A 23104-nucleotide genomic window follows, 5' to 3' on the forward strand; every position below is an offset into this window, starting at 1 on the left:
TTACTGCTTATCTCTGGCGTATACAGGTTCTGACCTGTTCGGTAGAGCTCTGCTGGCACATGACTATGACTTGGCTTGAGGCTGCAGCCTGAAAAACAACGAATACAGCACCGGCACTACGCCCAGACTTAAAATCGTACCCACAGCCAGGCCAAATGCGATTGCACTGGCCATCGCATAGAACAGCACATCACCGGATAGAATAAGCGGTACCAGCCCAAGAATAGTGGTGGCTGCGGACATCAGGATCGGGCGCAGTCGTCTGACACTCGCTGTCACGATCGCTTCGGCGTGATCGCCATCTTCTTTTAGCTCATTGCGCTCGGCATCAATTCGCTCAATAAGAACAATACCATTGTTGACGATAATGCCAGCCAGCGCGTAAAGCCCCAGGATCACCATAAAACCAAAGTTACCCTGCATCACAATCAGCCCTACCGCCGCGCCGATGATAATAAGCGGAATGGTGAGCAGAATTATCAGTGTCCGCCTGTAGGAGCGGAACTGGGCAATCAACAACAGCACGATTATGCCCAGACACAACGGAATGTAGGTGTTCAGTGACTCCTGTGACTTTTTGGACTCTTCAATAACACCATCGTACTCAATGGTATAGCCGTAAGGTAAGGTGTCACTGAGTGCTGCAACATCCTCTTGAAGCATAGGTACCATTTCTTCGGCGTTGTAGGTGAAGTTCTTTGCCTCAACGGTAATGGTTCGGAACAGGTTTTCGCGGGCAATGCGGGCAAAACCGGTTTCGTACCTGATCTCTGCTACCTGCGTCAGCGGCACGCTCACGTTCCGCGACTGGGAATACACATTCACGCTTTTCACGCGATCCAGATTAAAGCGCTCCTCTTCTTTTGCCTGAATGATGACAGGCAGAATATCATCGCCTTCCAGGTACTCAGTAATCACGCGCCCCGAGAAATAGGTATTCAGCGTCTGGGCAATATCCGCCGAGCTTATGCCGGCTCTGCGGGCTTTTTGCTGGTCTATATCCAGCTTTATCTGGGTAACCCGGTTTTCCCAGTTATTGCGAATATCATAGGTGCCGGGCAAGCCTTCAAGAAGCCGCTCTAGCGCTTTGGAAGTGGTAAACAGCAAGTCTTTATCAGGCCCTTTTACCTGAATTTCAATTTTGCTGGAGTCAGATGGCCCCAGAAACATTTTCGTTACGCGGGCAAAGGCGTTTGGAAACTCCTGAGCGAACATAGTACGCAGGGTGTCGATGGTAGGCTGAACATGCTTTCTTTGCCCTACATCAATCATAATGAAACCCTTTGAGGGCTCGGGATCAATGGGTGTCAGAGAAAGTACGAATCGCGGGCCGTCAAAGCCGCCATAGCCGACGTGTTTGTCTATATAAGGGAAACGCTGCTTGTCATCCAGACGTTCAAATACGGCCTGCAAAGTACGGTTAGTTTCTCTGATAGAACTACCGGTAGGTAAGTCGAGATACACCAGCACTTGTGCGCGGTCTGAATCCGGAAAGAATTTTGCCGGCACCTGTGAGAGCCCGTAACCGCCAAGCATAAACAGCCCTACCATAAGACCGACGAACAGGATCCTTAAGTTGAGAATGCGGCGCAAGAACGACTCATAAAACGGGTTAAGGCGCTCAAAATAATGGCTTACGGTAAAACGTGATTTCTTTTGCTCGCCCGGTGCAGGCACAAAGTGATAGCACAAATAAGGCGTAATAGTTTGCGACAGCAGCCAGGACACCAACAGAGAAATCAGGATAATCAGTGATATCGAGCGGGTATATTCGCCAGCGGCGCTGTCTGCCAGCATCAGCGGCAGAAATACCAGAATGGTGGTGAGAGAAGAGGTCAATAACGGAAACGATAATGACCGGCTACTGTCAGCCAGTGCCTGCTCTCGCGATTCACCATCTTCCAGTCGTCGCTTGAAGTCCTCGGCCACGACAATGCCATTGTCCACCAGTACGCCCAGCGAAATGATGAGCGTTGCCAGTGACATACGCTCAAGCACCATGCCGGTAAACGACATCACGGCGATCGTCAGCAAAATCACGCCCGGTACGATAGCGCCCACGATAAAGCCGGCTCTGAATCCCAGGAACAGGATCACCACTGTACATACGATGGCCAGGGTTTCCAGCACGTTGAGGCTGACGCCGTCTACCGCTTTTTCAACCACATCAGCCTGGCGCGTAATGGTTTCCAGTGACAGCCCGGCAGGTAGCATCGCGTTAAGTTGCGCAAGCTCAGCCTCCATTTGTGGGGAGAATTTCAGTACATCCACGTGATCGCTCTTCGCAATCGCAAATATAATGGCCGGTTGACCCTGATAAAAGGCCGTGCGCGAGGGGGGATCGACCGGTTCGCGGGTTACACTGGCAATGTCTTTAAGAAGCACGGTTTCCTGTTGCCCTGGCACCGCGATTAACGCGTTTTCAACGTCGGCCACGGTTTGAAAATAACCTGAGGGCTGGATAGTGAAATTCATGCCGTTGGCATCGACGGTGCCGCCCGGCTGAATGATATTCTGCTGCTGTAACATGGTCACTAACTGGTTAGGAGACATGTTTAGCTGGGAGAGCTTGGTATTGTTTATTTCAATGGCAATTTGTTCAGGCAGCACGCCGAGCAAATCGATGCGTTTTACCCCTTCAACCTTAAACAGCGAGTCACGGATGTGCTGTGCGAAATCGTAGCGTTCACCAGCGGTATAACTCTCTTCTGCCAATAGCGCGACAGTCAGGACTGCCACATCGCCAAAATTATCGTTCACCAGCGGCAGCGAGGTGCCTTCTGGCAGATCTCCCTGAACCTGCTCAAGCTCGTCGCGTAAATCGTCCCAAATTTGTTCCAGCTCAAAATACTTATCCTGAATTTTCACGTGAATAATCGATTTTCCGGTCATAGAGACAGAACGAATTTCATCGATCTCAGGGAGCTTTCTGGCAGCTTCTTCCAACGTTTTGGTGACTAGCAACTCAACTTTATCAGCAGGCAACCCGGGATACGTGGTGGTGATCACCGATTCCCGAATCGTGATAGACGGATCTTCCTGCGCGGGCAGGGTAAAGTAACTGAACAGTCCGTACAGCATCATGACGATCACGACCGCCAGCATCAGGCGGTTTTGTTCCAGACTCAGTTGGGAAAGAGACTTCATAGCGCCGCCTACTCGTTAAACAAGCGAGGATGGCCGTTGGCAATGTGGACGCGTTGATTTTCTTTTAAAAATCCTACGCCAGAGCGCACAATTCGCATACCGTCGGTAAGCTTGCCCTCTACCCGTGCGGTGTCTTTATCCATAGACAATACGTTCACCGACACCGCACTCACGATAAATTCATCGCTGTTGTCGGTACTTGTCAGCTGCCAGACAACGTGCTGATTGTTATCTGCTGATGCCACCGCTGACAGGGGAACCACAAAGGCGGAAGTGTTATCGCTGTTTTGATAGCGAAAGGTGACTTCGGCGCTCATGCCCGGCTGCAGCTTATCGGGGGTGTCATTCAATCTTACCGTCACCGGAAAAGCATTGGCACTTTGCGCCCGGCTGCCAACCTCAAAAATCGTGCCTTCAAGCGTCGCTTCCTCAATCGCAGAGACCGTCACTGAGACTGCGTCACCTACGGAGACGTTGCCGACCAGGTTTTCCGGCATCAGCACGGCAACTTCAATGCCTGCTGAGCCTTGAATGGTAAACGCTGGCTGCGCAGGGGTAATGCGCTGTGAGGGTTCGATGTGACGCTCTGCAATGGTGCCGGCATAGGGCGCCACAAGACGGGTATCGGCAACATCCTCTTTCGCCAGATCAAGCTGTGCGCGGGCGACTTCTACCTGATCCTTTAATGACTTTAACTGTGTGCTAGCCACATCTAATTCAGCCTGGGAAACCGCGCCCGAGTCAATTAACTGCTGCTTGCGGCGAAAATCGGTTTGCGCCTCATTTAGCCTGGCCTGCACTTCTGATAGCTGACCCTGTCGCTGCTTCACAGCAAGCTCAAACACTCTGGCTTCAATCGTGGCCAGTACATCGCCTTTTTCAATCGCATCACCCAGATTCACATTGACGCTTTCGACAATACCAGCCACTTCGAAACTGAGCTGACTGGTCTCCGCCGGTTGCGCGACGCCGGATAGCACTCTGGCCTCGTTCCCGTCTGAAAACCGGACGTCGGTAGCAATGACTGAGCGCAACAATGCCGGTTGTTCTTTAGGCTCTGAGCAACCGACAAGAACAAACAATAAAATGATCGGAAAAACAGTACGCATTAGCGTCAACTCCCTGACTGATAACACTTTTAAGTACGGCTAACTGAGACTTTTAAGCACGGAAAACGCGCCCGCTAAGCCGGAATATATTGTGTATTAGGGTTGGTAATATGTCATTTACGCTACCGGATACAAAATAGTTTTCTTTTTGCGCTCAACGTGGCTAATCACAGTCGTACTATTTACCAGTCAGAACATTATCGGCGAGGCATCGGGCAGTGACATGATGCAGCACCTGCTTGTTACAGGAACGATGCGAATTAACCTCTATTCACCTGGCTGTCTGTCTGAACGACTACAGACTTGTCCGCCTCTTCCCTGATGTCTTTCAGAAAAGCGACGGAGCTGGCGCGAGCGCATTGCACATATACATATTAAAGTTACAGCGGGAAAGCCAAGGTGTTGGTTGGGAAACGCTGTACATTAGCCTGAGTGGCTTCAGTTTTCAGGCGTCGTGAACGTTAAGTCCAAGACTACCTGACAAAGCCTCGAGCTCTGCCAGCGCGGAGTGCGGAAGTGCAAGTGTAATTTTGACGTGCTGTGCGTAATCGCAGCCAATAACTTGTCCGTTTTGCTGCTCGGCCCAGTGGCGTAAATACTGTTCGTGTTTAAAGTCGGCATCGATGCTAACGGTGGTAAGCGCGATCTGCGTTTTTATTTCCAGCGATTCCATCACTTGTTGCGCCGCGCCGGAATAAGCGCGCACAAGGCCGCCTGCGCCGAGCTTTATGCCACCGAAATAACGGCTTACGATAACCATCACATCACCGACGTCTTTATGCTGCAGTACATTGAGTATGGGTTTGCCGGCAGTGCCGCTGGGCTCTCCGTCATCAGACATGGCGGCACTGGACGGCATGGCCGGGTTTCCAAGCACATAGGCCCAGCAGTGATGACGCGCATCAGGGTAGCAAGTCCGTGCCTCTTCCAACAGCGCCATGGCCGCCTCGCGGGAATCGACAAACCCAGCCCGGGCGTGAAATTTACTTTTCTTTATTTCCAGCAGCGTTTCCCGTTGCCGGGCAGGGATAGGGTAGTTCATGTAATAAATGGTACCGCATAATGCTTATCACTGCCTATAGGGCATATGTCAAAAGAACGATGACAGGTTTGCTTTAAGATAAATTTAAAAATCCTTGCAGTATATTGATTTGCTTATATGCTCAAAAGTACCTTTTGGTGAGTAGTTCTAAATACCAGTGCAGTAAAGGACAACCCTTAAACTTTACGCAGGAATAAAAGAATGAAAAAAGCCCTTTCAGCAATAATAGCAGCGACCTGCTTTGCCGCCCCCGTCACTACTTTCGCAAACGACTACGCTGGTCATACAGCCGTACTAACAACTATCGAGTATCTGACAACAGGCGCAGACGGCGTCGCTGGTGGAATAGAAGTTCTTAGAAAAGATCTGGGAAATGGACAGCTTGTCCAGGATTTTGTTTACGACGATCCACGCTCGTTCTGGAGAACGGGACCGGGTGTTCATTACGGTATTAAAAGCGGAAACCTGTCAACTGATGTCAACCTGTCCGATGCCATCGGGGGGATGAGACTGGCTGTAGATACCTGGGATGATCAAACATGCTCTAACATGATGCTGGTCGAAAATTATGTTGATGCGACATCGCCCGGCTTAGTGCAGAACTTCTTCAACACCGGGGTGATAACGCTGGCCTTCACGGAGGCAGATGTGACGCAAGTTGGCTTCTTGGATGGCACAGAGTTTCCTTACTTCGCGCAAAACCCAAACGTATTGGGCGTGGCATTTACACTGACATGGGTGGATGAAAACGGAAATCTTACAGACATTGATAACAACGGTAAAAGTGATGTTGCTATTCGCGAGGTTTACTACAATGATGATTTTGAATGGTCTGATGCGGAAGACACCCCGGCAGGTACGATAGACTTCCCTACAGTCGCAATTCATGAAATGGGGCATGGCTTTTCTATGGCTCACTTTGGCGTAATCTCCCGTAAGAAAGGAGAGCTTACCGCTAGCCCCAGAGCCATTATGAATGCTATTTATGGCGGCAAGTTGAGAGAACCTGCTGGCAGGGATGTAGGCAGCCACTGCTCAAACTGGGCACAATGGCCAAATAATTAATACTGAGTGAGCTTCTTATAATTATTGGTCTGCGATGAGTCAGGTAATCGTCATCAGGCAATGTGCTGACTCATCGCATTTTTGCAAAGTTGAACTTTACCTAATACTTGATAGTACTTAAGTTTGTGATTAAACGTTTGTAATGATGTAACACGAAGAAGGAAGAACAATGAAATACTTCACTAAGCTGATGTTAGGTACACTCACCGCCCTGTTGTTTGTTGCCGGAAACGTTCAGGCGGAAGCGATTAGCTCTGACAGTGTGATGCAGGCGCAAACGGCATCGTTTAATAAGCAGCAGCTTATTGAAATGGTGAATCGGGAAGATGTCCAGAATAAACTGGTGAGTCTTGGCGTAGATCGTAATGATGCCATTGACAGAATAAACGCGATGACACCAAACGAGATTGCGCAGTTAAACGACCACATCAATGACGCGCCAGCTGGCGGCATCGTGGGTGCCGTCCTTACAGTACTGGCAATTATTGCTATTCTGGATCTTATTGGCGTTACTGATGTGTATCCGTTTATCCGACCTGTAAACAGCTAATATGACGACATCATTGGTTATAAAAGCCTGCTTGATTGCAGGCTTTTTGTTGTTAACCGGTTGTACTGCAACCCCTCAGTCGGAACAGTTGAGGGCTGAGCGCCCCAGTGGTTTGTCTGGGAGCAGTTACATCGCAGATATGCCTTTCTTTGCACAGCAGCAATATTATTGCGGCCCTACCACCTTATCCGAAGTGTTTACGTTTTATGGTCAGCCCGTTGACGCAGAAGATATTGCGCCAAAGATCTTTATTCCCGAACGTGAAGGCAGCCTGCAACTGGAAATGGTGAGCGCAACCCGCCAGTATGGCTTTTTGCCTTACGCAGAACGCGGCACGCTGACTCAGCTTTTCAGGCTGGTGGATGATGACATTCCGGTGATTGTGTTTCAGAACCTGTCTATTGAGTTACTGCCACAATGGCATTATGCCGTGGTGATTGGCTACGACCTTCCGGCTGGCACAGTTACGCTTCACACCGGTGTTACCCCCGACCATACCATGTCATTTGAGCTGTTCGAGAAAACCTGGGCGCGGGGAAATTACTGGTACATGGCACCCTTGCCGCCAGAAAAAGCCAGCCCGGCTCTGGATGCGTTTACTTATACCAGCGCCGCCTACGACATGCTTAACGTGGGAAGAACCGATGCAGCACTGGCGTTTCTGGCATCCGCAACCAGACAGTGGCCGGATCAATGGCTGGCCTACTTTCTGTTGGCGAATCACTATTTAGAAAGCAAGCCGAAACAGGCGATAGCCTGGTTTGATAAAGGCTATCATGTTGGTCAGTATCAGGCTGCTTACATGAATAATTTTGCTCATGTGCTTGCTAATCAGGGTTGCGATAAGCAAGCATCAAAAGTACTTGAGCTGGCATTGAGCCGGTTTCCGCAAGACCCGGCGCTTCACAAAACCCAACAGGCAATAGCAGAACGAACTGGAGCAGCACAGAAACACTGCGAAATACAACCAGTGGAAAGCTCTTCAGTGCCGCTCTGAAAGGCACTGAAGCTTCCTGTATTTAATTCACAGAATCGTTTTGAAAGGGCAGATTACGTTCTGGCTGCACAAGCTTAGCCTTCTCGCTTCTTTCGAAGAAAGAGGACTTCACCCACCGCTATGAGTGAGATCCCAATTAGCGACGCCCAGATTATGACAGGATCTTTAAGCCATTTTATCCATAAAAATGCCGCAAGCACGACCACATCCAAAACGATCGCACTGACAAGAATTATCGGATTCGCCTCGACGTCCCGACGTAAGTGTCTGAGCACGCCCCAATGTATGGCGATATCCATAATGATATAAAAAATGGCGCCTAACGACGCGATACGGCTGAGATCGAAGAACGCCGCCAACAGCATGGCAAAAACAATGGTGTAGACCAGAGTATGGGTTTGAATGCCGCCAGGCATGCCAAAGTGTTTATGCGGAACCAGTTCCATATCTGTTAGCATGGCTAGCATACGGGAAACGGCAAAGGCGCTGGCAATTACCCCGGAAACGGTGGCCACAATAGCAAATGCCACGGTAATAGTAAGGCCGGTACTACCGTATACCGGACGCGCGGCTTCGGCCAGTGCATAATCTTTGGCCTTCACTATTTCATCAATCGTCAAGCTGGAACCGACAGCCAGAGTGACAAGTAAATAAATACTGGCGCAGATGGCCAGCGAGATAACAATCGCCCTCCCTACATTTTTTTTAGGCTCAACAATTTCACCACCGCTGTTAGTGATTGTCGTGAATCCTTTGTAGGCCAGAATACTCAGTGCAATGGCCGCGAGGATGTCGCCTCCCGAATCAGATGGAGGGGTGAGTGCGACAGATTCAAAGCTCAATCCGGCTGCCCAGAGCCCCCCGCCGGCCAACACGACAAGCCCGAGTGCTTTGATAAAAGCCATAAAAAAGGAAAAGGTCTGAATGAATTTGTTGCTCAGGATATTGACTAAGAATGCAAATGCCAGCAGCCCGACTGCCATCACGGGGATAAGCCAGTCTGCCTCAAAAGGGATTATCTGATTGGTGTAACTGGCGAAGGTCCTGGCAACCAGTGACTCGTTGATTACCATAGAAAAATACATTAGCAACGCCATGATGGCAGTTATGCTGCCTTTACCATAGGCTTTGCTAAGGAACATGGCAATCCCGCCTGCTGACGGGTAAGCCTGCGCCATTTTGACATAAGAGTAAGCGCTGAAAGACGCGATGACGCCTCCGCAAAGAAAGGCCATAACAAACCATTCCTTTGCGAGTTCTGCAACTTGCCCTGTAAGTGCAAAGATACCTGCACCAATCATGACGCCGGTGCCCAGAGACACGGCGCCCCATAAACTCAGGCTGTTTTTCTGGTAGTCGCTATTCTCATTTTCGCCGTCCTTATCAGACATAGATGACTCCTCTCCTGAAAAGTTTGCTCTGTGTATAAAGGTTCTAACGGTAGTGATGGGCTCAATGATCATAAACTCATGTCGTCAGATGTCATCGCAGCGATAACCGCTTTATGAAGCAATATAAAATTGACGCTGAAAGCGAACGAAAAGTGACAAATACGTCAGTAATCCTTGAAGTGGCTTTGGTTTAAGTAAGCGAAGCGTTTGCAACGGTTTTGCGTAGTTGCAAAAAGAGGGAATAAGCTTTTCTTTGGATGACTTTGGTACCGGCTTCTCCAGTCTTTCCTATTTGAGAAATCTTCCAATCACTAACCTGAAGATTGATAAATCCTTTGTCGATAACATCATTGAAAGTCAGGAAGCCGCAACGCTGTGTGGCGGGATAATATCGCTGGCAAAGAGCTTAAACTTACACATTGTGGCTGAAGGCGTGGAAACTGAAAGTCAGTCGATAGTATTAAAAGCCCTTCGCTGTGACAGCTTTCAGGGATACTTCTTTCATAAACCGCAGCCGGTCGGGAAAATTGAACAACTTTTCCCGACAAAAGAGTGACAGCTTAGCCTATTTACGGGAAATGCCGCACATGAAAGACAAAACACGTTGTCGGACAAAGGCCTCTCGAGAACAGTAAATCGTGCCACCCATAACTTGTGGGACATTGCTCAAGTCAGGATGGCAACACCACACTGTGGCAAGATGGTGCAGAGCGAATACTGACCAGAGAAAAACTACCCTTGTGATTTGACAACCCAGACATTTGAACTATTTTGTATGAAATTTGTTCAGGTGTCATTGGCATGGATGCTTCTAAAAATCACTCTCACCAACAATCAGTAACTGAAACTACAAACTGGGCTCCGGCTTTTTCACTCGCTGGCGTTTTTTTCAACTACGCATTGATAATCGTTTTTTTGCTGCTTGCCTGGCAAAGAGAATGGTTGGCAGACCTCTGGCAGTGGTGTGAAAAGTACCCGATTTACGCAAGTGCCATTGGGACCGCATTAGCTGGCTGGTTGGGTCAGGTGGTTAATCACAAGGTGAAAACTACCGGGCGCGTTAATACGCCGTTCAAAAACACGCACCTGCTAGATATTCCCACTGACCGCATTGGCTACAGCGACAGAACTGCTTATCTGCTGGCTGAACTGTCGGACCTTGCCTATCTGGATGTCGTTCCTTGTGCACCAATATCAAAAGAGGTAGCCGATTACCTGAAAACGCAATCTCATAGCACCGATGCCTTTGTGGATGAAGTTATTGCCTGGCACAGGTTTTATAAGCAGAACGATAACCTGATCTCAAAAGAGGCATTCGAACAAGACCTGCAAAAAGCAAATTTATCGCTGGCAGGCACGCCTTTTAACGTAGGATCGACACAAGGTTTTGTTTGCGTTCGTCACGGCAGCGATCCTTTTATCGCGGTTGTGTTCAGAGGAAGTGAGAAGAAAGTTGAAGACTGGCTTACCAACTCCCGCTATAAGGAAGCAACAGCAATTGAAGGAGACGGCCTGGTCCATAGTGGATTCCAAGCTGCATGCCATTCAGTTTTTGCGGATATTCGTAAACAAATAGAATCTGCTGGTAGCCAGCTACAAAAGCCGTTTACGTTATACTTTACCGGCCACTCTTTAGGTGGTGCGCTGGCTATACTTTGTGCCCGCCATCTTGAATACACTTGCTTGCGGGAAAAGGCAAAACCGTATCGCGCTGTCTGTTACACCTTTGGTGCCCCACGTATCGCCAGCTATGACTATTTCACCTTCATGAAAACACCGGTTTACCGCGTGGTGAATTCGGCTGACATCGTGCCACGATTACCGCCCGGAGCCTGGGCCGGTCTGCTTGGAAAGTCAGTTGCCTACTTACGCGGTGCGATACCGGGACGCTGGATTGATGGGTGGCTGGAAACAATTGAGCTGGCAACTTCCAAACTCAAGTACTTCAGGCACCACGGTGATCTCAGGTATCTGCCGGAAGTTTCCAGTTTGAAAAACAGCCAGCTGAAAAATCTGAAAATTCTTTCCAATCCTAATCAATTGGATACTGCCTTCTGGTTCTGGCGCCGTGTCGCCGTGAGCCTGGGGATGCCCGTAAAAAGCCATTCTATGCGGTTGTATGTGGAGAAGTTGGCTGCAATAGCAACTTCGCGTTGCAAGCAAAATGACAATAACGACTAAACCATTTTTACGCCAAGGAACAGGACCATGCCTATTTTTACTGATGTAAACAGTCAATTTCCCCTTAATTCACTGCGGACAATAGCGGACATCGCTGAAATCCTGATACCAGATATCAATGTCGATGGCATTTCAGAAGAAAAACTCACTTCACTCAAACAGAAGTTGAGTCAATGGGAAACGCGTATCAATGAGCTGCCCACTGATTCATTGATTGAGAAAGGATATTCGAAGGAATCGATAGTCGCATTTCTGAAGCTGGTAAATGGCTCCTTACCCGGGAGTACATCACAGTCGCTTATCGACGTGATGCTGAAGGATACGTCTGAGCTGACAGATGGCGCAGCACTGCCGCTAGTTTCGCTGGATAAGCAAGTCCCAATACCCGCTGGCACGCTGGTGATTAATAGTGCGTTCAAGGTCGATGCTGCAGCGGTAGTCAAATACCTTGATGACTTGCCGGTGTCGACGCAAGGAGTGCCACAAACGTCATGTCTGGTTTATCGTGTCGAGGGTAACGCATATGCCGGTGTGGAGGGCGCGTTCTCTTCAGAAAAAGGCATGTCATTGTCAGTTCAGGCAGGCATGAGTGGAAACGCAGAAGCCCAGGTGAACTTCTATTTCGCTGCCTCTGCAGATACCCCGTTATTTCTTTCTCTTTACCGGCATGTTAGCTCGCTCAGTTTTACAGAACCCTTCAAAACACTGACATCGGGTAACTTACGCGCAATACAGGTTGACTTATCTGCAGGTCTGAAAGCTTATGCCAAGGTCAGCGCAGGCTACGCCTGGACCCTGAACAACACGCAAATTTCATCAGGGGCCGACAAAGTAGGGGTTAAGGTTGGTGTTAGTAGTGGTGTGGATTACACATTAAATGGAGATTTTGAACTTCTTGCTTACACCAGTGGCGAGTACGTTTACGTGGAAGCGTTAAGAAAAAGCCGCTCCTCGCGTCAGGTCAGCCTGAGTCTGGAAGCGAAGGTGATAACACCTGGTGTAAAGCACGCCGTGTCTGACTATCTGAAAGCCGCCAGTGAACTGGACGATAAGTTGCTGAATTTTCTGGAAACTGTTAACGATCCTAAATCTCAGTTGATTGATTTCATTCAAAACCAGATAAAAGATGAAGATACCTGGAAGCAGGATATCGTGATGTTGGCACTCGGCCAGGATGACGAAGCCCGGCTTATCAAGTCGCTGAGCGAACGCGTCGCGCAGTTCCTGGATAAACCTCTTGCACGTTATGACGAGTGGATGTCCGGCACACAGGAAACCAGAGTCCTTGCTGAATCGTTCTGCAAGTTGTTGGGTCTTAACCTCGCTGCGCAACGAATTAATGCACTTGAAGCTTTGTTCACACAGACGGCCAGGCGTTGGCATGGACAGGTAAAAGAGGCAGTCCTTGAGTTAGTGAAAGACAGTAGTAGTGAACTATTAGCTCCACTTAAGGCCTTTGGATATGACGTTGATAAAGTGCTGACAAACGTGAATGAATTGACTGATGAGGTGTTGGCTCCTGTTCACCGGTTCAGGAAACATGTGGTGTCCCGCCTCGCGCTGTTAGAAGAATTTGTCAATACCACCATGATTGAAGAAGTAGGGGCAGCTTACAGCCTCACCGACACCAGCATAAACTCTGACAGCAATCTGTTGAAGGTAAAGTTCCCTTTATCCGCGTTGGCTTCAGACACCGATACGGCGACGTATTTCTCGGCGTGTATGAGTGGCGATTTTTCGCTGGTATTGAAAGATGATGCGAACCCGGATATCAGTACCAATGATAAGTTTACACTGCTGGAAGCCAGTATCAGTGCAATATCATCCAGGACCAAATCCGTCACTTTTACACTTAACCTCTTTGGCCTGGAATCCGTGTCGGCGTTGTTATTTGATCAAAACGTGGAAATTCGCAGAGATGGCCGTGGACAACTCACAGCCTTCAACGGGAAAGGCACGTTTACGCAGCTCGACAAGTTTAAGAAAGAAAGCAACCTGGTCACACTGAGTTCTGCATTTAATTACCTTGTTCAGGCGCAGAGTAAAAGCACGCTGAACATGCTCTATTCAGATGCAACTCTCACCGATGCGGAATTAGCCGGGTTCTCAAGACTTTACGAGCGTACCGGGGCAGTGTCAAAGCAAACCGTACAGGCCATGGCCGCAGCGGCTAAAAATGCTGCCGGTAAAGATGCTACCGTCACCCTTCAGTATTCCATGAGTCTGGACAAGGACGCGTTTGCGACGGCGATATCCGGTACTGATAAACACATCTTTGATTGCACATTAAAAGCTTACTGCCTGGCGTATGAGAGGTTTGCTGAAACAGAAGGGACAACACTTGCCGATGGTGTCAAAGATGTATTGCGAGCTGCGTCTGCAGTCAATCTCTATGATGCGGTGGATACACTTAATGGCATGTCTGGCGCATCGATGCGTCGTGCGCTGGATAAAGTGACAGATATCTACCGGGGAACCAAAAAATCGCAACAATACAGAAGGGCGACCGGGTTATATAACGAGCTAAACAGGGCAGCAGATTGCATGGTTGCTTACCTTCGTCAAATTGAAGTGCAATTAGGAAACCCCGAGTTAAATACGTTGACGGAGGAAGAAACAGAGCGTTTACGCCGACGAAAAATAGCCGAATTAGGTTCCCTGAACGAGCTTCTGGACGAACTCATCCATTCTCCCTTTTCAATTTTAGGCGCAGAGCTGGAGCGAATGCATCCCTCAGTCATTGGCTTTGTGCTGGCACTTCAAAACCTTACCGGGCAGGTAGCGTTGCTGGGTGCAGTATACAGCGAAAGTGAGCCTGGCGCTGTCGTGCCAGTAATTGTTGTCTGAGCCAGTAGCTGTCTCAAACGCGGAGGTTTACATGGATTTAGAAGAAAAGTGCATTGCTTTGGAAGCAAGGATCAATGCGTTGGAAACTAAACTTCAGATAACCAGTGAGGTTGAAAAGCACAACCGGCGCTGGGGGCTGGCTATCATAGCAGTAGTTTGTGGCATCCTGGGGGTTAGTGCGTACGAACTTCCAGGTTACATCGCAGAGAAAAGTGAGGATATCGTCAATACCTCTATCAATGAGGAGGTAAAACCTCAGTTTGACCAAAAAATTGAAACCTTACTGAGCGATTTGCTCGAAAGAGCAGAGGAAGAAGGAGCAAAAATCAATAATGTTGGCGCAAAGGCAAGCGAGGCTCTCGCGAAGATTCAGAGCCTCAAAGCAAAGGCTGAAAAAATAATCGCACTGCAGCATGATTATGAAGAATTATCTGATGCCGTCGTTGAGATGCCTGAGAGTTGGAGTCCTGAAGAACAACAAGCCGGTGAGCCTGAAGGACCCGTGCAGTGGGTAACGTTATTCTCTGGTTACTATGCTAAAGAAGGTTACACGCTGAGTTTTGGTGAGGGTTACAAGCTATCAGTAAACAATGTTCAACCGAACTCAGTAAAATTTCAGATCGTCAGCCAGGATGGCTCTTTGTCGCAAGAATACAGTTTATCTGTAGGGGACGATATCATCATAGACACTGGACTTAACAAAACCCATTATAAAATTACCTTAATTAAGGTAGACGAAGCTGGCTTCAACATATTTAAAAAGGCGGCATTTTTTAAGGTTCAGCAAAGCCAGTAAAAGGGCGGCAAGCGGCTCAAAACCGAATTTTAAAAAGCCCATAAACACTATGGTTATTATTCATTAAGCCCTTCGCCGCTCAAAAAACTGCAACACAAACACCAGCAGACAGGGCAGAAATGTCAGTGTTATCAGCATCGAGAAGGCGATGCCCGATAACACCACAACACCAACGCCCCGGTACAATTCTGTACCTGCGCCGGGAATGAATACCAGCGGTGCCAACCCGCAGACCGTGGTAGCGGTAGACATCATGATAGGACGAAGCCGGCTTTTGACCGCTTGTTTTACCGACTCAATAACATTATCGCCCTCTGCAAGCTGTGCCCGTGCTTTCTCAACAATCAGGATTGGGTTATTCACTACGGTACCCAGCAATATTACGAAGCCCAGCATGGTGATCATGTCAAAAGACTGATGGATGCCGGCCAGACCGAACAGCGACAGCAGTGTGCCGGAATAATTCAGTGCCACAAGGCCTAAAATACCGCCACATATACCTAACGGCACTGTCATTAAAATCAATACCGGAAAGCCCCAGTGTGAGAATATCGCCACCATTAACAAATAAATCAGCAAGATAGATACAGCCAGGTTTGCCAGCAGCGCATCGCGCGTCGCTTCCAACTGGTCAGCCGCACCGGTAATCGAAAAACTGACAGATTTGCCAGCTTCGCCGCTGGCTTTCAGGTCTGGGAGCAAGGTGTTTTGCACCATAGACACCGCCGTTTCAAGCGCAATATCCTCCGGCGGAATAATATACACCGACACTGTGCGCTGTCCGTCCACACGCCTTAGCTCATCACTGTCTACGGTTTCCACAAATTCGGCCAGTGCATCGAGTGGCAATACATCGCCCTGCGGCGTGCGTACCGGCGCCATTTTCAATGCGTTAAGGTTCTGATCCGTACCTGCTTCACTGAACAGGAAAATATCAATTTTATTGTCGCCTTCGATAAACTCAGCCACGTAGGCGCCATCACTGTAAGCGGCGACCATAAAGCCAAAGGCCTGAGGATCCATGCCCAGTTCAGCCAGCCTGTCCCAGCGTGGACGTATTTCTACCAGGGGTTGGTCCAGCGACAGGGAAGCGGGGGACGAATCCAGCCTTGGGTTAGTAAAAAGATTATCCGCCCGGCGCATGACATTGCGCGCCGTACTGTAAAGCTCGACCAGGTCGGGGCCTGATATATTCAGGTTTACGGCACGGGTGCCGCCCTGATTACTGGAAATAATTGAGCCGCGCGAGGAGAATGCGCGCATGCCGGGGTACGATTCGAACAGGGTGGTTAATCCCTGCATCATGGCATCAATGTCTTCGTCATTCTTCGGCTCGCTCATGACCCAGATTTCACCGGCAGAAACGCGCATGGAATAATATTCCAGGGCAGGTAGCAGTTTGTCTTTTGGATCCGCGTCGGCATCGCGAGCCTTGGCCTCTTCAAGCGTGGCTAAAACTTCTTCGCTGATCCGCTCCATTTCGGTGAGATTGTATCCCGGTGGCGCGAACATGCGGGTAAAGGCTTTGGGCTCTTCTCCTTCAGGCAGGTATTCAGCCGCCGGCATAAACAGGATAGCGAGTCCCAGTGTGCCCACAATACTGATGACAATGGTGACCGTGCGCCAGTGAGCCCGGGTATAAAGGCCTTCCAGCGCGCCCAGCAGCCGTTCACGGGTAGCCGCAGAGCGATTACGGGTTTCCCCCAGCCCGATGTTGGCGCAGGCCGCTGGCACTACCAGCAGTGCGAAGGCCATCGACGCCAGGATTGAGGCAGAGATAGCAATAGCAATATCAGAGTACAGTTGACCGGCTTCTTCCTTGATGAAGAGCACCGGCGCAAAAACCAGTACCGTGGTTGCACTGGAAGCAATAACGGCGGTCCAGACTTCTTTTACGCCCTGCAACGCTGCGTCTAATGCAGACAATCCTTTCTTTTTGGCACTTTCGATACTTTCGAGTACCACAATGCTGTTGTCTACCGTCATGCCGATGGCAAATGCTACGCCTGCCAGCGATATCACGTTGACGGTTCTGTCGAAGGCCAACAGCCCCAGAAAGGCGGCGATGGTACACACCGGTATGCCCATCAGACATATAAGGGTTGCGCGGCCTGAACGCAAAAACCAGTACATCACGGCGCACGCCAGAATGGCGCCAAGACAGAGGTTTACAAACACATTTTTCACTGACGACTGTACATAGCGCACGTCATCGCCAATTAAAATAATCTGCATGCCGTTGGGGTCGAGTACCTCACTGCGCAGTGCATCCACGGCATCCAGCATCCCGGCTTTGATATCAATAACATTCGAGCCCAGCTCGCGGTTAACAGCCAGCATCACGGCGCGATCGCCTCCGATGGTTGAGAAGCCGCGCTTCTCGTAATGATCTAACTCCACACGGGCGACATCTTTCAGACGAACATTGGTACCATTGTCATGGCGCAGAATAATCTCGTTCAGTGCATTAACATCATCTACCCTGCCAATGGTGCGCAGCAGGTATCGCCGCTTACCATCGTCGATATCTCCGGCGCTGACGTCGTTCATTCTGCCACGAACCGCATCACGGACATCGGTAAGAGACAGGTTTCGCTGGCTGAGTTTTACCGGATCCACGTAAAGCTTAATTTGACGCAGGGCATTGCCACGAACTTCAACCTGCGATACCCCGGTTACGCGCTCCATCCGTGGCCGCACGACATCTTCGACAAAGTCTCCGACCATATCCATGTCCAGCCCGTGCGGATTTCCTGATTTAGGCAAAAGCATGAAATACATAAAGGCATTTTGTGAAAAACTGGAGCTGAATAACCGGGGCTGGTCAACATTTTCCGGATAGGCAGGCACCTGACTCAATGCATTGGCAACACGGATAAGGGCTTCATTAACATCCACACCGAAGGGAAATTCCAGTTCAATGGTTGCACTGCCGGTACTGGCAAAGGACTCCATTCTTACCAGATTGGGCAAAGTACGCAGGTAGCGCTCCTGCTCAATCAGAATTTCTTTCTCAACGTCCTGCGGCGTTGCGCCCGGCCAGCCGGTTTCAACAGTAATGATCCGCACATCTAAGTCCGGGATCATCTGTACTGGCATACGAAAGGCTGCGGCAATGCCGAGCACACAAATTATAAGGACGATGACAGTAAGCAATTTTCCCTGACGGATGGCTGACGACATCATTGCGAGAGCTCTCCCTCGGTCACGACTTTCACTTTGACAGCTTGTCCGTCGCTGAGCACCTCATTGCCGCGCACTACAACCTGTTCACCTTGCTGTAAGCCTTCCAGTACCTCAATGCCGTAGTCGCCGCTGCCACCTAACTTAAGTTTTCGTCGCTCGGCTTTACCGTTTTTAACCACAAAGGCACTCACATTACCGTCGGGCTGCCTGAGTAAGGCATCACGTGGTACTACTATCGCCTGCTGGTTTACTTCAAACTCGATGGTGGCACGTGCAGAGGTGCCGGGTATCAATTCAGGTTCAGGTGCAACAGGCTGCAAGCGCACCAGAAAACTGCGCCCAGCTGAGGTGCCTACGGGTACCACTGTGGCAATTTCACCGTCGATCCTCTTGTCGGGTGCAGTGTCAGGCAGCAAAACCACCTGCTTTACGTTTTGCAAACGCGGATACACTTCCTGCGGCAGTCGCACGTCTACACGCACATTATCCGAAGACACTAACTGCAGCACCTGGCTGCCGGTTTGATGCCACTCGCCCACTTCAACATTTTTTTGCGAGATGACGCCGGAGAAGGGGGCATAAAGTGTGTGATTTTCCAACACTTCTTTTTGGCGATCACGCTGTGCGGTGGCCTGATCCAGCATGGCGCGGGCCTCATCCCGTCGGCTTTGCCTGGTGCGAAATTCGGTTTGGGCGATATGGTTGGCATCAATCAGACGCTGCGCTTCATTGAACAGCCGTTCAGCATCGTCGAATGTGGCCTGGGCTGCGGCAACGGCGGCGCCTGTTTCTTTCACAGACTGCATTGCCAGGGCATCATCCAGAACAAGAAGCTTGTCACCTTTTGTCACGTGACTGCCGACATCTACAAACAGTTCTCTCACGAGTCCATCTGTTTCAATGGAGAGTCGTGACGTTAGCAACGCGTTAACCTCGCCGGATAACGTGATCTGTTCGTTTACCTGTTCAGATGAAACCTCAATAACCTGAACGGAAAGGGTTTCCTGTGCACTTATCTTCGCGCAGTGTAGAAAAAGCACAAGGCAAAGCACGCCAGTGATGTGGCGCGATATCGTGACCAAGAGCATGTCATTATCCTGAATGTTTGTTATTCATTTTTCATACTCAATTACTTCACGTTTGGACTTATGGATTAGGTCTTGTCAGAGTTGCGCGACCAGACTGGGTCGCTGTAAAGTGGGGAAGTCAATCAGGAGAGAAAGAATGACGGCAACAGAGTACAGGGAGTATTTGGAAGACGCGATCCGCCGAAACTTGGAAAATACACATGCAGGCAGACCCGACGACAAACACAAGTATCGCACCGAGGGTTTAATCCACGCCGCTCGTTTACTGGGGTTGCTGTCTACTGAGGTCATCCGTGACATGATTGAAAACGAGCATCAAAGGGTATTTGGAGAATCTGTAGCAGAGCGAAAAGCCAGAACGACCTCATTTGAAAAGCTTAAAGAAACGTCAATCGATGAATATTGGGAAATACCAGCGATTGACCGCATGCGTTAAATAAACGTAATGTTTCGCAAGCAGATAATTCTGTCAGCGCTGACCTGTATCAGGATGCTTGTCAGCACCTGATACATTGAATAACATCGACAGTCATGTTTGGCAACGCAAGCCACGTTATAACGTTTTCACGCACGTGTCAGAACAATAAAATGAAAGGGGTAACACAATGGAATGGTATGTTAGAGCGCTAAAAAGATACGCAGAGTTTTCAGGTCGCTCAAGGAGAAAGGAATACTGGCTTTTTGTACTGTTTAACTTTGTTATTTCTTTCGTTCTCAGCCTGATAGATTCGACAATGGGAACCTTAAATGTGGAGTCCGGTGTTGGTCTCTTAAGTGGGATTTATAGTCTGGCTGTGATTGTTCCATCCATTGCTGTCATCGTTCGCAGGCTGCATGACATTGGCAGAACAGGCTGGTGGTTTCTGATTATTTTCGTTCCCATTGTGGGCTGGCTGGTAATATTGATTTTTGCGTGCCTGGACAGTGACGGCGCCAACCAGTATGGGCCGAATCCAAAAGCAGTAGCATAGAGCCGTAATACAAAGCATTTTTGGAAAGGAGGCTGACAGCCTCCTTTTTCGTCTCTGAGCTTTCTAACATCAAAGATAGGAAACTAAGGTTGTTTGAACGCTTTGGTATCCCCATTCTGTATTTACACCAGTGCTAACCTTCTTTGGAGAAAATTAATGAGTCGACATTTTGATAAAGCCGACGGGCTTTGCGAACAAAAGGATCCGGCCACAGACGGCTTCGTGTTTAACCAGACCATGTTGCGTATTGCCGACCCTGAGCGGTCACTGGATTTTTACACCCGGGTAATGGGAATGACTCTGCTAAAGCGGCTGGATTTTGAAAGCATGGAGTTCAGCCTGTATTTCTTAACCGCTGGCGAAGATTTCTCGGATATCAGTGAGGATGAAGGTGAACGCATTCAACAAACCTTCGGACGCCCGGCAATGTTAGAGCTTACTCACAACTGGGGCGACACCCCGGAATCGGTTTCTTATCATAATGGAAACAGCGAGCCTAAAGGGTTTGGTCACATTGGCTTTCATGTACCGGACTTAGAAGCGGCCTGTGAGCGTTTTGAAAAGCTTGGTGTGCCCTTTCAGAAAAAACCGGACGACGGTTCGATGAAAGGCATTGCCTTTATTAAAGATCCCGATGGCTACTGGATAGAGATTTTTGATGCCAAACGTGTGCAGGATACCTGTGAGCCACATCTGAAGAAATAAGCAGTTAGTATTGTGGTCACTGTTTTTTTGGAATTAAAAAATGGTGACCATACCTGACCTTAGTAAGATATCCCCTGATTATCGTTACTAGTGTATATCACAATAGAGGACTGATTTTCTTAGGGTTTCAGTGAAAAGTGCCTTTAATAAAGCATTTCAAACCATAGTGTGACAAAGTGACATAATTCCTGTTCGATTGTGGAATCTTCGCTTACTCGCATTTGTTCTTGCTAATGTTACAGAGTACTTTTGAGGAGTACATTTATTTTTCTTTGATATGGCAATGCAATGGGAATAACCGTGGTAACGTGGCCGAATCCTGATAGTGCAATAATTATTTATGTGTATTATGTTGCTCGTTAATCAATTAATGTGCACTTTATTACTCATTGATGTTTGAGGTTTACGTGCTATATTTAACTCATTACTACGTTAATGAGCGGGATAATGCACAATACGCGTCACTTTATGTCTACTCTCGGCAAACTTATAAGTGTTACCAGAGCCGTTTCGATGGATCAGGAAGAGCTGGCTACACGTGCAGGTTTAAGCAGACGTGCCATCTCTAACATCGAGAACGGTAAAAACTGCAACACCGCATCGCTCTTAAAAGTTCTTGAGCAACTTGATCTGCTTGACGATTTCCAACTCATGGTTGATGACAAGCTCGCACGGATAAATACCAATATACAACGTAAATCTAACAAACATACAGGTGAGCTATCTAATGATTTCTGAAGCCTATGTGTTTGTTGATGGGCTTGAAGATATCCCCATAATTTGTGGCTTTGTTAAGATAAACCCAGAGCGTAACACCGGACAATTTGTATATGGGAAGTCTTACCTGATTAGAGATGATGCATTTGCACTTGATCCCATCAATCTGCCACTTGCTACCACAACCTACAACACTAATTTTAATCACGGTCTGTTCGGTGTGTTATCTGACGCAGGAGCGGATTCGTGGGGCGAAAGAATTATACTTTCTTTGCATAAAACAAAACCCCAAAATGCCCTTGAGTTTCTTTTGGCCGGTTCTGGAATGGGGGTGGGGTGTTTAGTATTCAGTCTTTCTCAAAAAGCATCAAAACACAAAGTAAATAAGAATACGCTGGGCGATATCCCGATGCTTCTAAAGGCAAAGGATGACATTCTGGCCGATAAAAAAATTCCAGATGAGGCGAAAAAAGCATTCGAATTCGGCTCAAGTATGGGCGGTGCCAGACCCAAGACGCTGATTAATGATAACAACAAGCACTATTTAGCTAAATTCAACCGGCCTGATGATCGCATCAACGTGGTTAAGGTTGAGCACGCAGCCATGCAAATGCTTAGCGAGCTTCCTTGCCGCGTAGCCAAGACAAAGACCATAGAGACACCAAACGGCGATGTGTTTTTGAGCGAGCGTTTTGATATCTCAAATAATACTCCTACACATCATTTTCTAAGCGCTAACGCTATTTTTCATACTGCTAAAGTTAACTCATCTGTCCTTAAAACGGGCTATACCTACGGATTCCTTGCCGAATACATTCGTAAACACGGCGCAGAGCCAGCGGATGCACACGATCTCTACTACCGTATGGTGTTTAATGCATTTATGGGCAACACAGACGATCACTCTCGCAACCATGCATTGCTTTACAGTTTAGAAGATAAACACTGGCGACTGTCGCCAGCTTATGACGTACTTCCTATCAACAATGCAATGCTTCACGGAATCGGGTTAGGTGAGGAAGCCCGACATGCCACCATCACCAACCTGCTAAGTCAGTCAGATCGGTTTGGCATTAAACACTTCAAGGCCAGAAAAATCATTAGCCAGGTTGAGGAGCTCACCGCCGAGTGGCACCACTATTTCAAACAACATGGCGTGGGCGAAGGAGACCTGGAGCGGTTGAATGGTATTATTCCTACTCTGCTTTAATTAGGTGGCTACATCCACTAAGCCACTTAACATTTTATGGAACGACACCAGATAGGAATCAGTTTACATAAAGATTTTGTACCTCTCGCTACAATTCTACAG

The 23104-nt window shown here is 48.6% G+C and carries 18 protein-coding genes; 12 read left to right on the forward strand and 6 right to left on the reverse strand.

All coding sequences use genetic code 11. The annotated features are described in order from the left end of the window. Nucleotides 1-63: 63 nt before the first annotated feature. The 3 genes from ACLBLI_RS04410 to ACLBLI_RS04420 form a co-directional block, all read right to left on the reverse strand. A complete protein-coding gene (locus ACLBLI_RS04410) occupies nucleotides 64-3147 on the reverse strand; it encodes an efflux RND transporter permease subunit (protein WP_414829948.1) in 3084 nt (1027 codons plus the stop codon). An 8-nt stretch (nucleotides 3148-3155) separates the two neighbouring features. Continuing rightward, nucleotides 3156-4256, reverse strand: coding sequence for an efflux RND transporter periplasmic adaptor subunit (locus tag ACLBLI_RS04415; RefSeq protein WP_414829949.1), 1101 nt, complete (start codon nucleotides 4254-4256; stop codon nucleotides 3156-3158). 445 nt (nucleotides 4257-4701) lie between these two features. Continuing rightward, entirely contained in the window at nucleotides 4702-5298 is a 597-nt protein-coding gene (locus tag ACLBLI_RS04420; RefSeq protein WP_414829950.1) for an IMPACT family protein, read from the reverse strand. A gap of 201 nt (nucleotides 5299-5499) precedes the next feature. Between ACLBLI_RS04420 and ACLBLI_RS04425 the strand changes: the two genes are divergently transcribed. The 3 genes from ACLBLI_RS04425 to ACLBLI_RS04435 all read left to right on the forward strand — a co-directional run bounded on the left by ACLBLI_RS04425 (nucleotide 5500) and on the right by ACLBLI_RS04435 (nucleotide 7910). Next, on the forward strand, nucleotides 5500-6363 hold the full coding sequence (locus ACLBLI_RS04425; protein WP_414829951.1) for a hypothetical protein: 864 nt from the start codon (nucleotides 5500-5502) through the stop codon (nucleotides 6361-6363). 169 nt (nucleotides 6364-6532) lie between these two features. Then, a complete protein-coding gene (locus tag ACLBLI_RS04430) occupies nucleotides 6533-6913 on the forward strand; it encodes a PA2779 family protein (RefSeq protein ID WP_414829952.1) in 381 nt (126 codons plus the stop codon). Nucleotide 6914: 1 nt separating this feature from the next. Continuing rightward, nucleotides 6915-7910, forward strand: coding sequence for a PA2778 family cysteine peptidase (locus ACLBLI_RS04435; protein WP_414829953.1), 996 nt, complete (start codon nucleotides 6915-6917; stop codon nucleotides 7908-7910). Nucleotides 7911-7984: 74 nt separating this feature from the next. On the opposite strand, the gene ACLBLI_RS04440 is transcribed toward ACLBLI_RS04435, so the two are convergent. Further along, entirely contained in the window at nucleotides 7985-9301 is a 1317-nt protein-coding gene (locus ACLBLI_RS04440) for an APC family permease (RefSeq protein ID WP_414829954.1), read from the reverse strand. 253 nt (nucleotides 9302-9554) lie between these two features. Here ACLBLI_RS04440 and ACLBLI_RS04445 point away from each other — a divergent pair, with 253 nt between their 5' ends. The 4 genes from ACLBLI_RS04445 (at nucleotide 9555) to ACLBLI_RS04460 (ending at nucleotide 15125) form a co-directional block, all read left to right on the forward strand. After that, nucleotides 9555-9857, forward strand: a complete 303-nt coding sequence (locus ACLBLI_RS04445; RefSeq protein WP_414829955.1) for an EAL domain-containing protein — start codon at nucleotides 9555-9557, stop codon at nucleotides 9855-9857. A 245-nt stretch (nucleotides 9858-10102) separates the two neighbouring features. Beyond that, nucleotides 10103-11482 carry a lipase family protein gene (locus ACLBLI_RS04450; RefSeq protein ID WP_414829956.1) on the forward strand — a complete coding sequence of 460 codons (1380 nt, stop codon included), beginning with the start codon at nucleotides 10103-10105 and terminating at the stop codon, nucleotides 11480-11482. Between the two features lie 27 nt (nucleotides 11483-11509). Then, nucleotides 11510-14329, forward strand: a complete 2820-nt coding sequence (locus tag ACLBLI_RS04455; RefSeq protein WP_414829957.1) for a hypothetical protein — start codon at nucleotides 11510-11512, stop codon at nucleotides 14327-14329. A 31-nt stretch (nucleotides 14330-14360) separates the two neighbouring features. Continuing rightward, nucleotides 14361-15125, forward strand: coding sequence for a hypothetical protein (locus ACLBLI_RS04460; protein WP_414829958.1), 765 nt, complete (start codon nucleotides 14361-14363; stop codon nucleotides 15123-15125). A gap of 63 nt (nucleotides 15126-15188) precedes the next feature. Here the strand turns inward: ACLBLI_RS04460 and ACLBLI_RS04465 are convergent, their stop codons facing one another. Both ACLBLI_RS04465 and ACLBLI_RS04470 read right to left on the reverse strand, forming a co-directional pair. Continuing rightward, nucleotides 15189-18311 carry an efflux RND transporter permease subunit gene (locus tag ACLBLI_RS04465; RefSeq protein ID WP_414829959.1) on the reverse strand — a complete coding sequence of 1041 codons (3123 nt, stop codon included), beginning with the start codon at nucleotides 18309-18311 and terminating at the stop codon, nucleotides 15189-15191. Next, nucleotides 18308-19399 carry an efflux RND transporter periplasmic adaptor subunit gene (locus ACLBLI_RS04470; protein ID WP_414829960.1) on the reverse strand — a complete coding sequence of 364 codons (1092 nt, stop codon included), beginning with the start codon at nucleotides 19397-19399 and terminating at the stop codon, nucleotides 18308-18310. Before ACLBLI_RS04470 ends, ACLBLI_RS04465 begins: the two co-directional genes overlap by 4 nt. Before the next feature lie 136 nt (nucleotides 19400-19535). Between ACLBLI_RS04470 and ACLBLI_RS04475 the strand changes: the two genes are divergently transcribed. From ACLBLI_RS04475 to ACLBLI_RS04495, 5 genes are all read left to right on the forward strand, one after another. Continuing rightward, complete coding sequence (locus tag ACLBLI_RS04475) at nucleotides 19536-19835, forward strand: hypothetical protein (protein ID WP_414829961.1); 300 nt, start codon at nucleotides 19536-19538, stop codon at nucleotides 19833-19835. 169 nt (nucleotides 19836-20004) lie between these two features. Continuing rightward, the gene (locus ACLBLI_RS04480; RefSeq protein ID WP_414829962.1) at nucleotides 20005-20370 is read left to right on the forward strand and encodes a DUF805 domain-containing protein; all 366 of its coding nucleotides are present in this window, start codon (nucleotides 20005-20007) and stop codon (nucleotides 20368-20370) included. A gap of 156 nt (nucleotides 20371-20526) precedes the next feature. Continuing rightward, entirely contained in the window at nucleotides 20527-21075 is a 549-nt protein-coding gene (gloA, locus tag ACLBLI_RS04485; RefSeq protein ID WP_414829963.1) for a lactoylglutathione lyase, read from the forward strand. Between the two features lie 513 nt (nucleotides 21076-21588). Beyond that, nucleotides 21589-21813, forward strand: coding sequence for a helix-turn-helix domain-containing protein (locus ACLBLI_RS04490; RefSeq protein ID WP_414829964.1), 225 nt, complete (start codon nucleotides 21589-21591; stop codon nucleotides 21811-21813). Continuing rightward, the gene (locus ACLBLI_RS04495) at nucleotides 21803-23002 is read left to right on the forward strand and encodes a type II toxin-antitoxin system HipA family toxin (RefSeq protein ID WP_414829965.1); all 1200 of its coding nucleotides are present in this window, start codon (nucleotides 21803-21805) and stop codon (nucleotides 23000-23002) included. The genes ACLBLI_RS04490 and ACLBLI_RS04495 overlap by 11 nt, the downstream gene beginning before the upstream one ends. The last annotated feature ends 102 nt before the right edge of the window (nucleotides 23003-23104 follow it).

Source organism: Alteromonas sp. H39 (assembly GCF_047556435.1).
Lineage (GTDB): Bacteria > Pseudomonadota > Gammaproteobacteria > Enterobacterales > Alteromonadaceae > Alteromonas.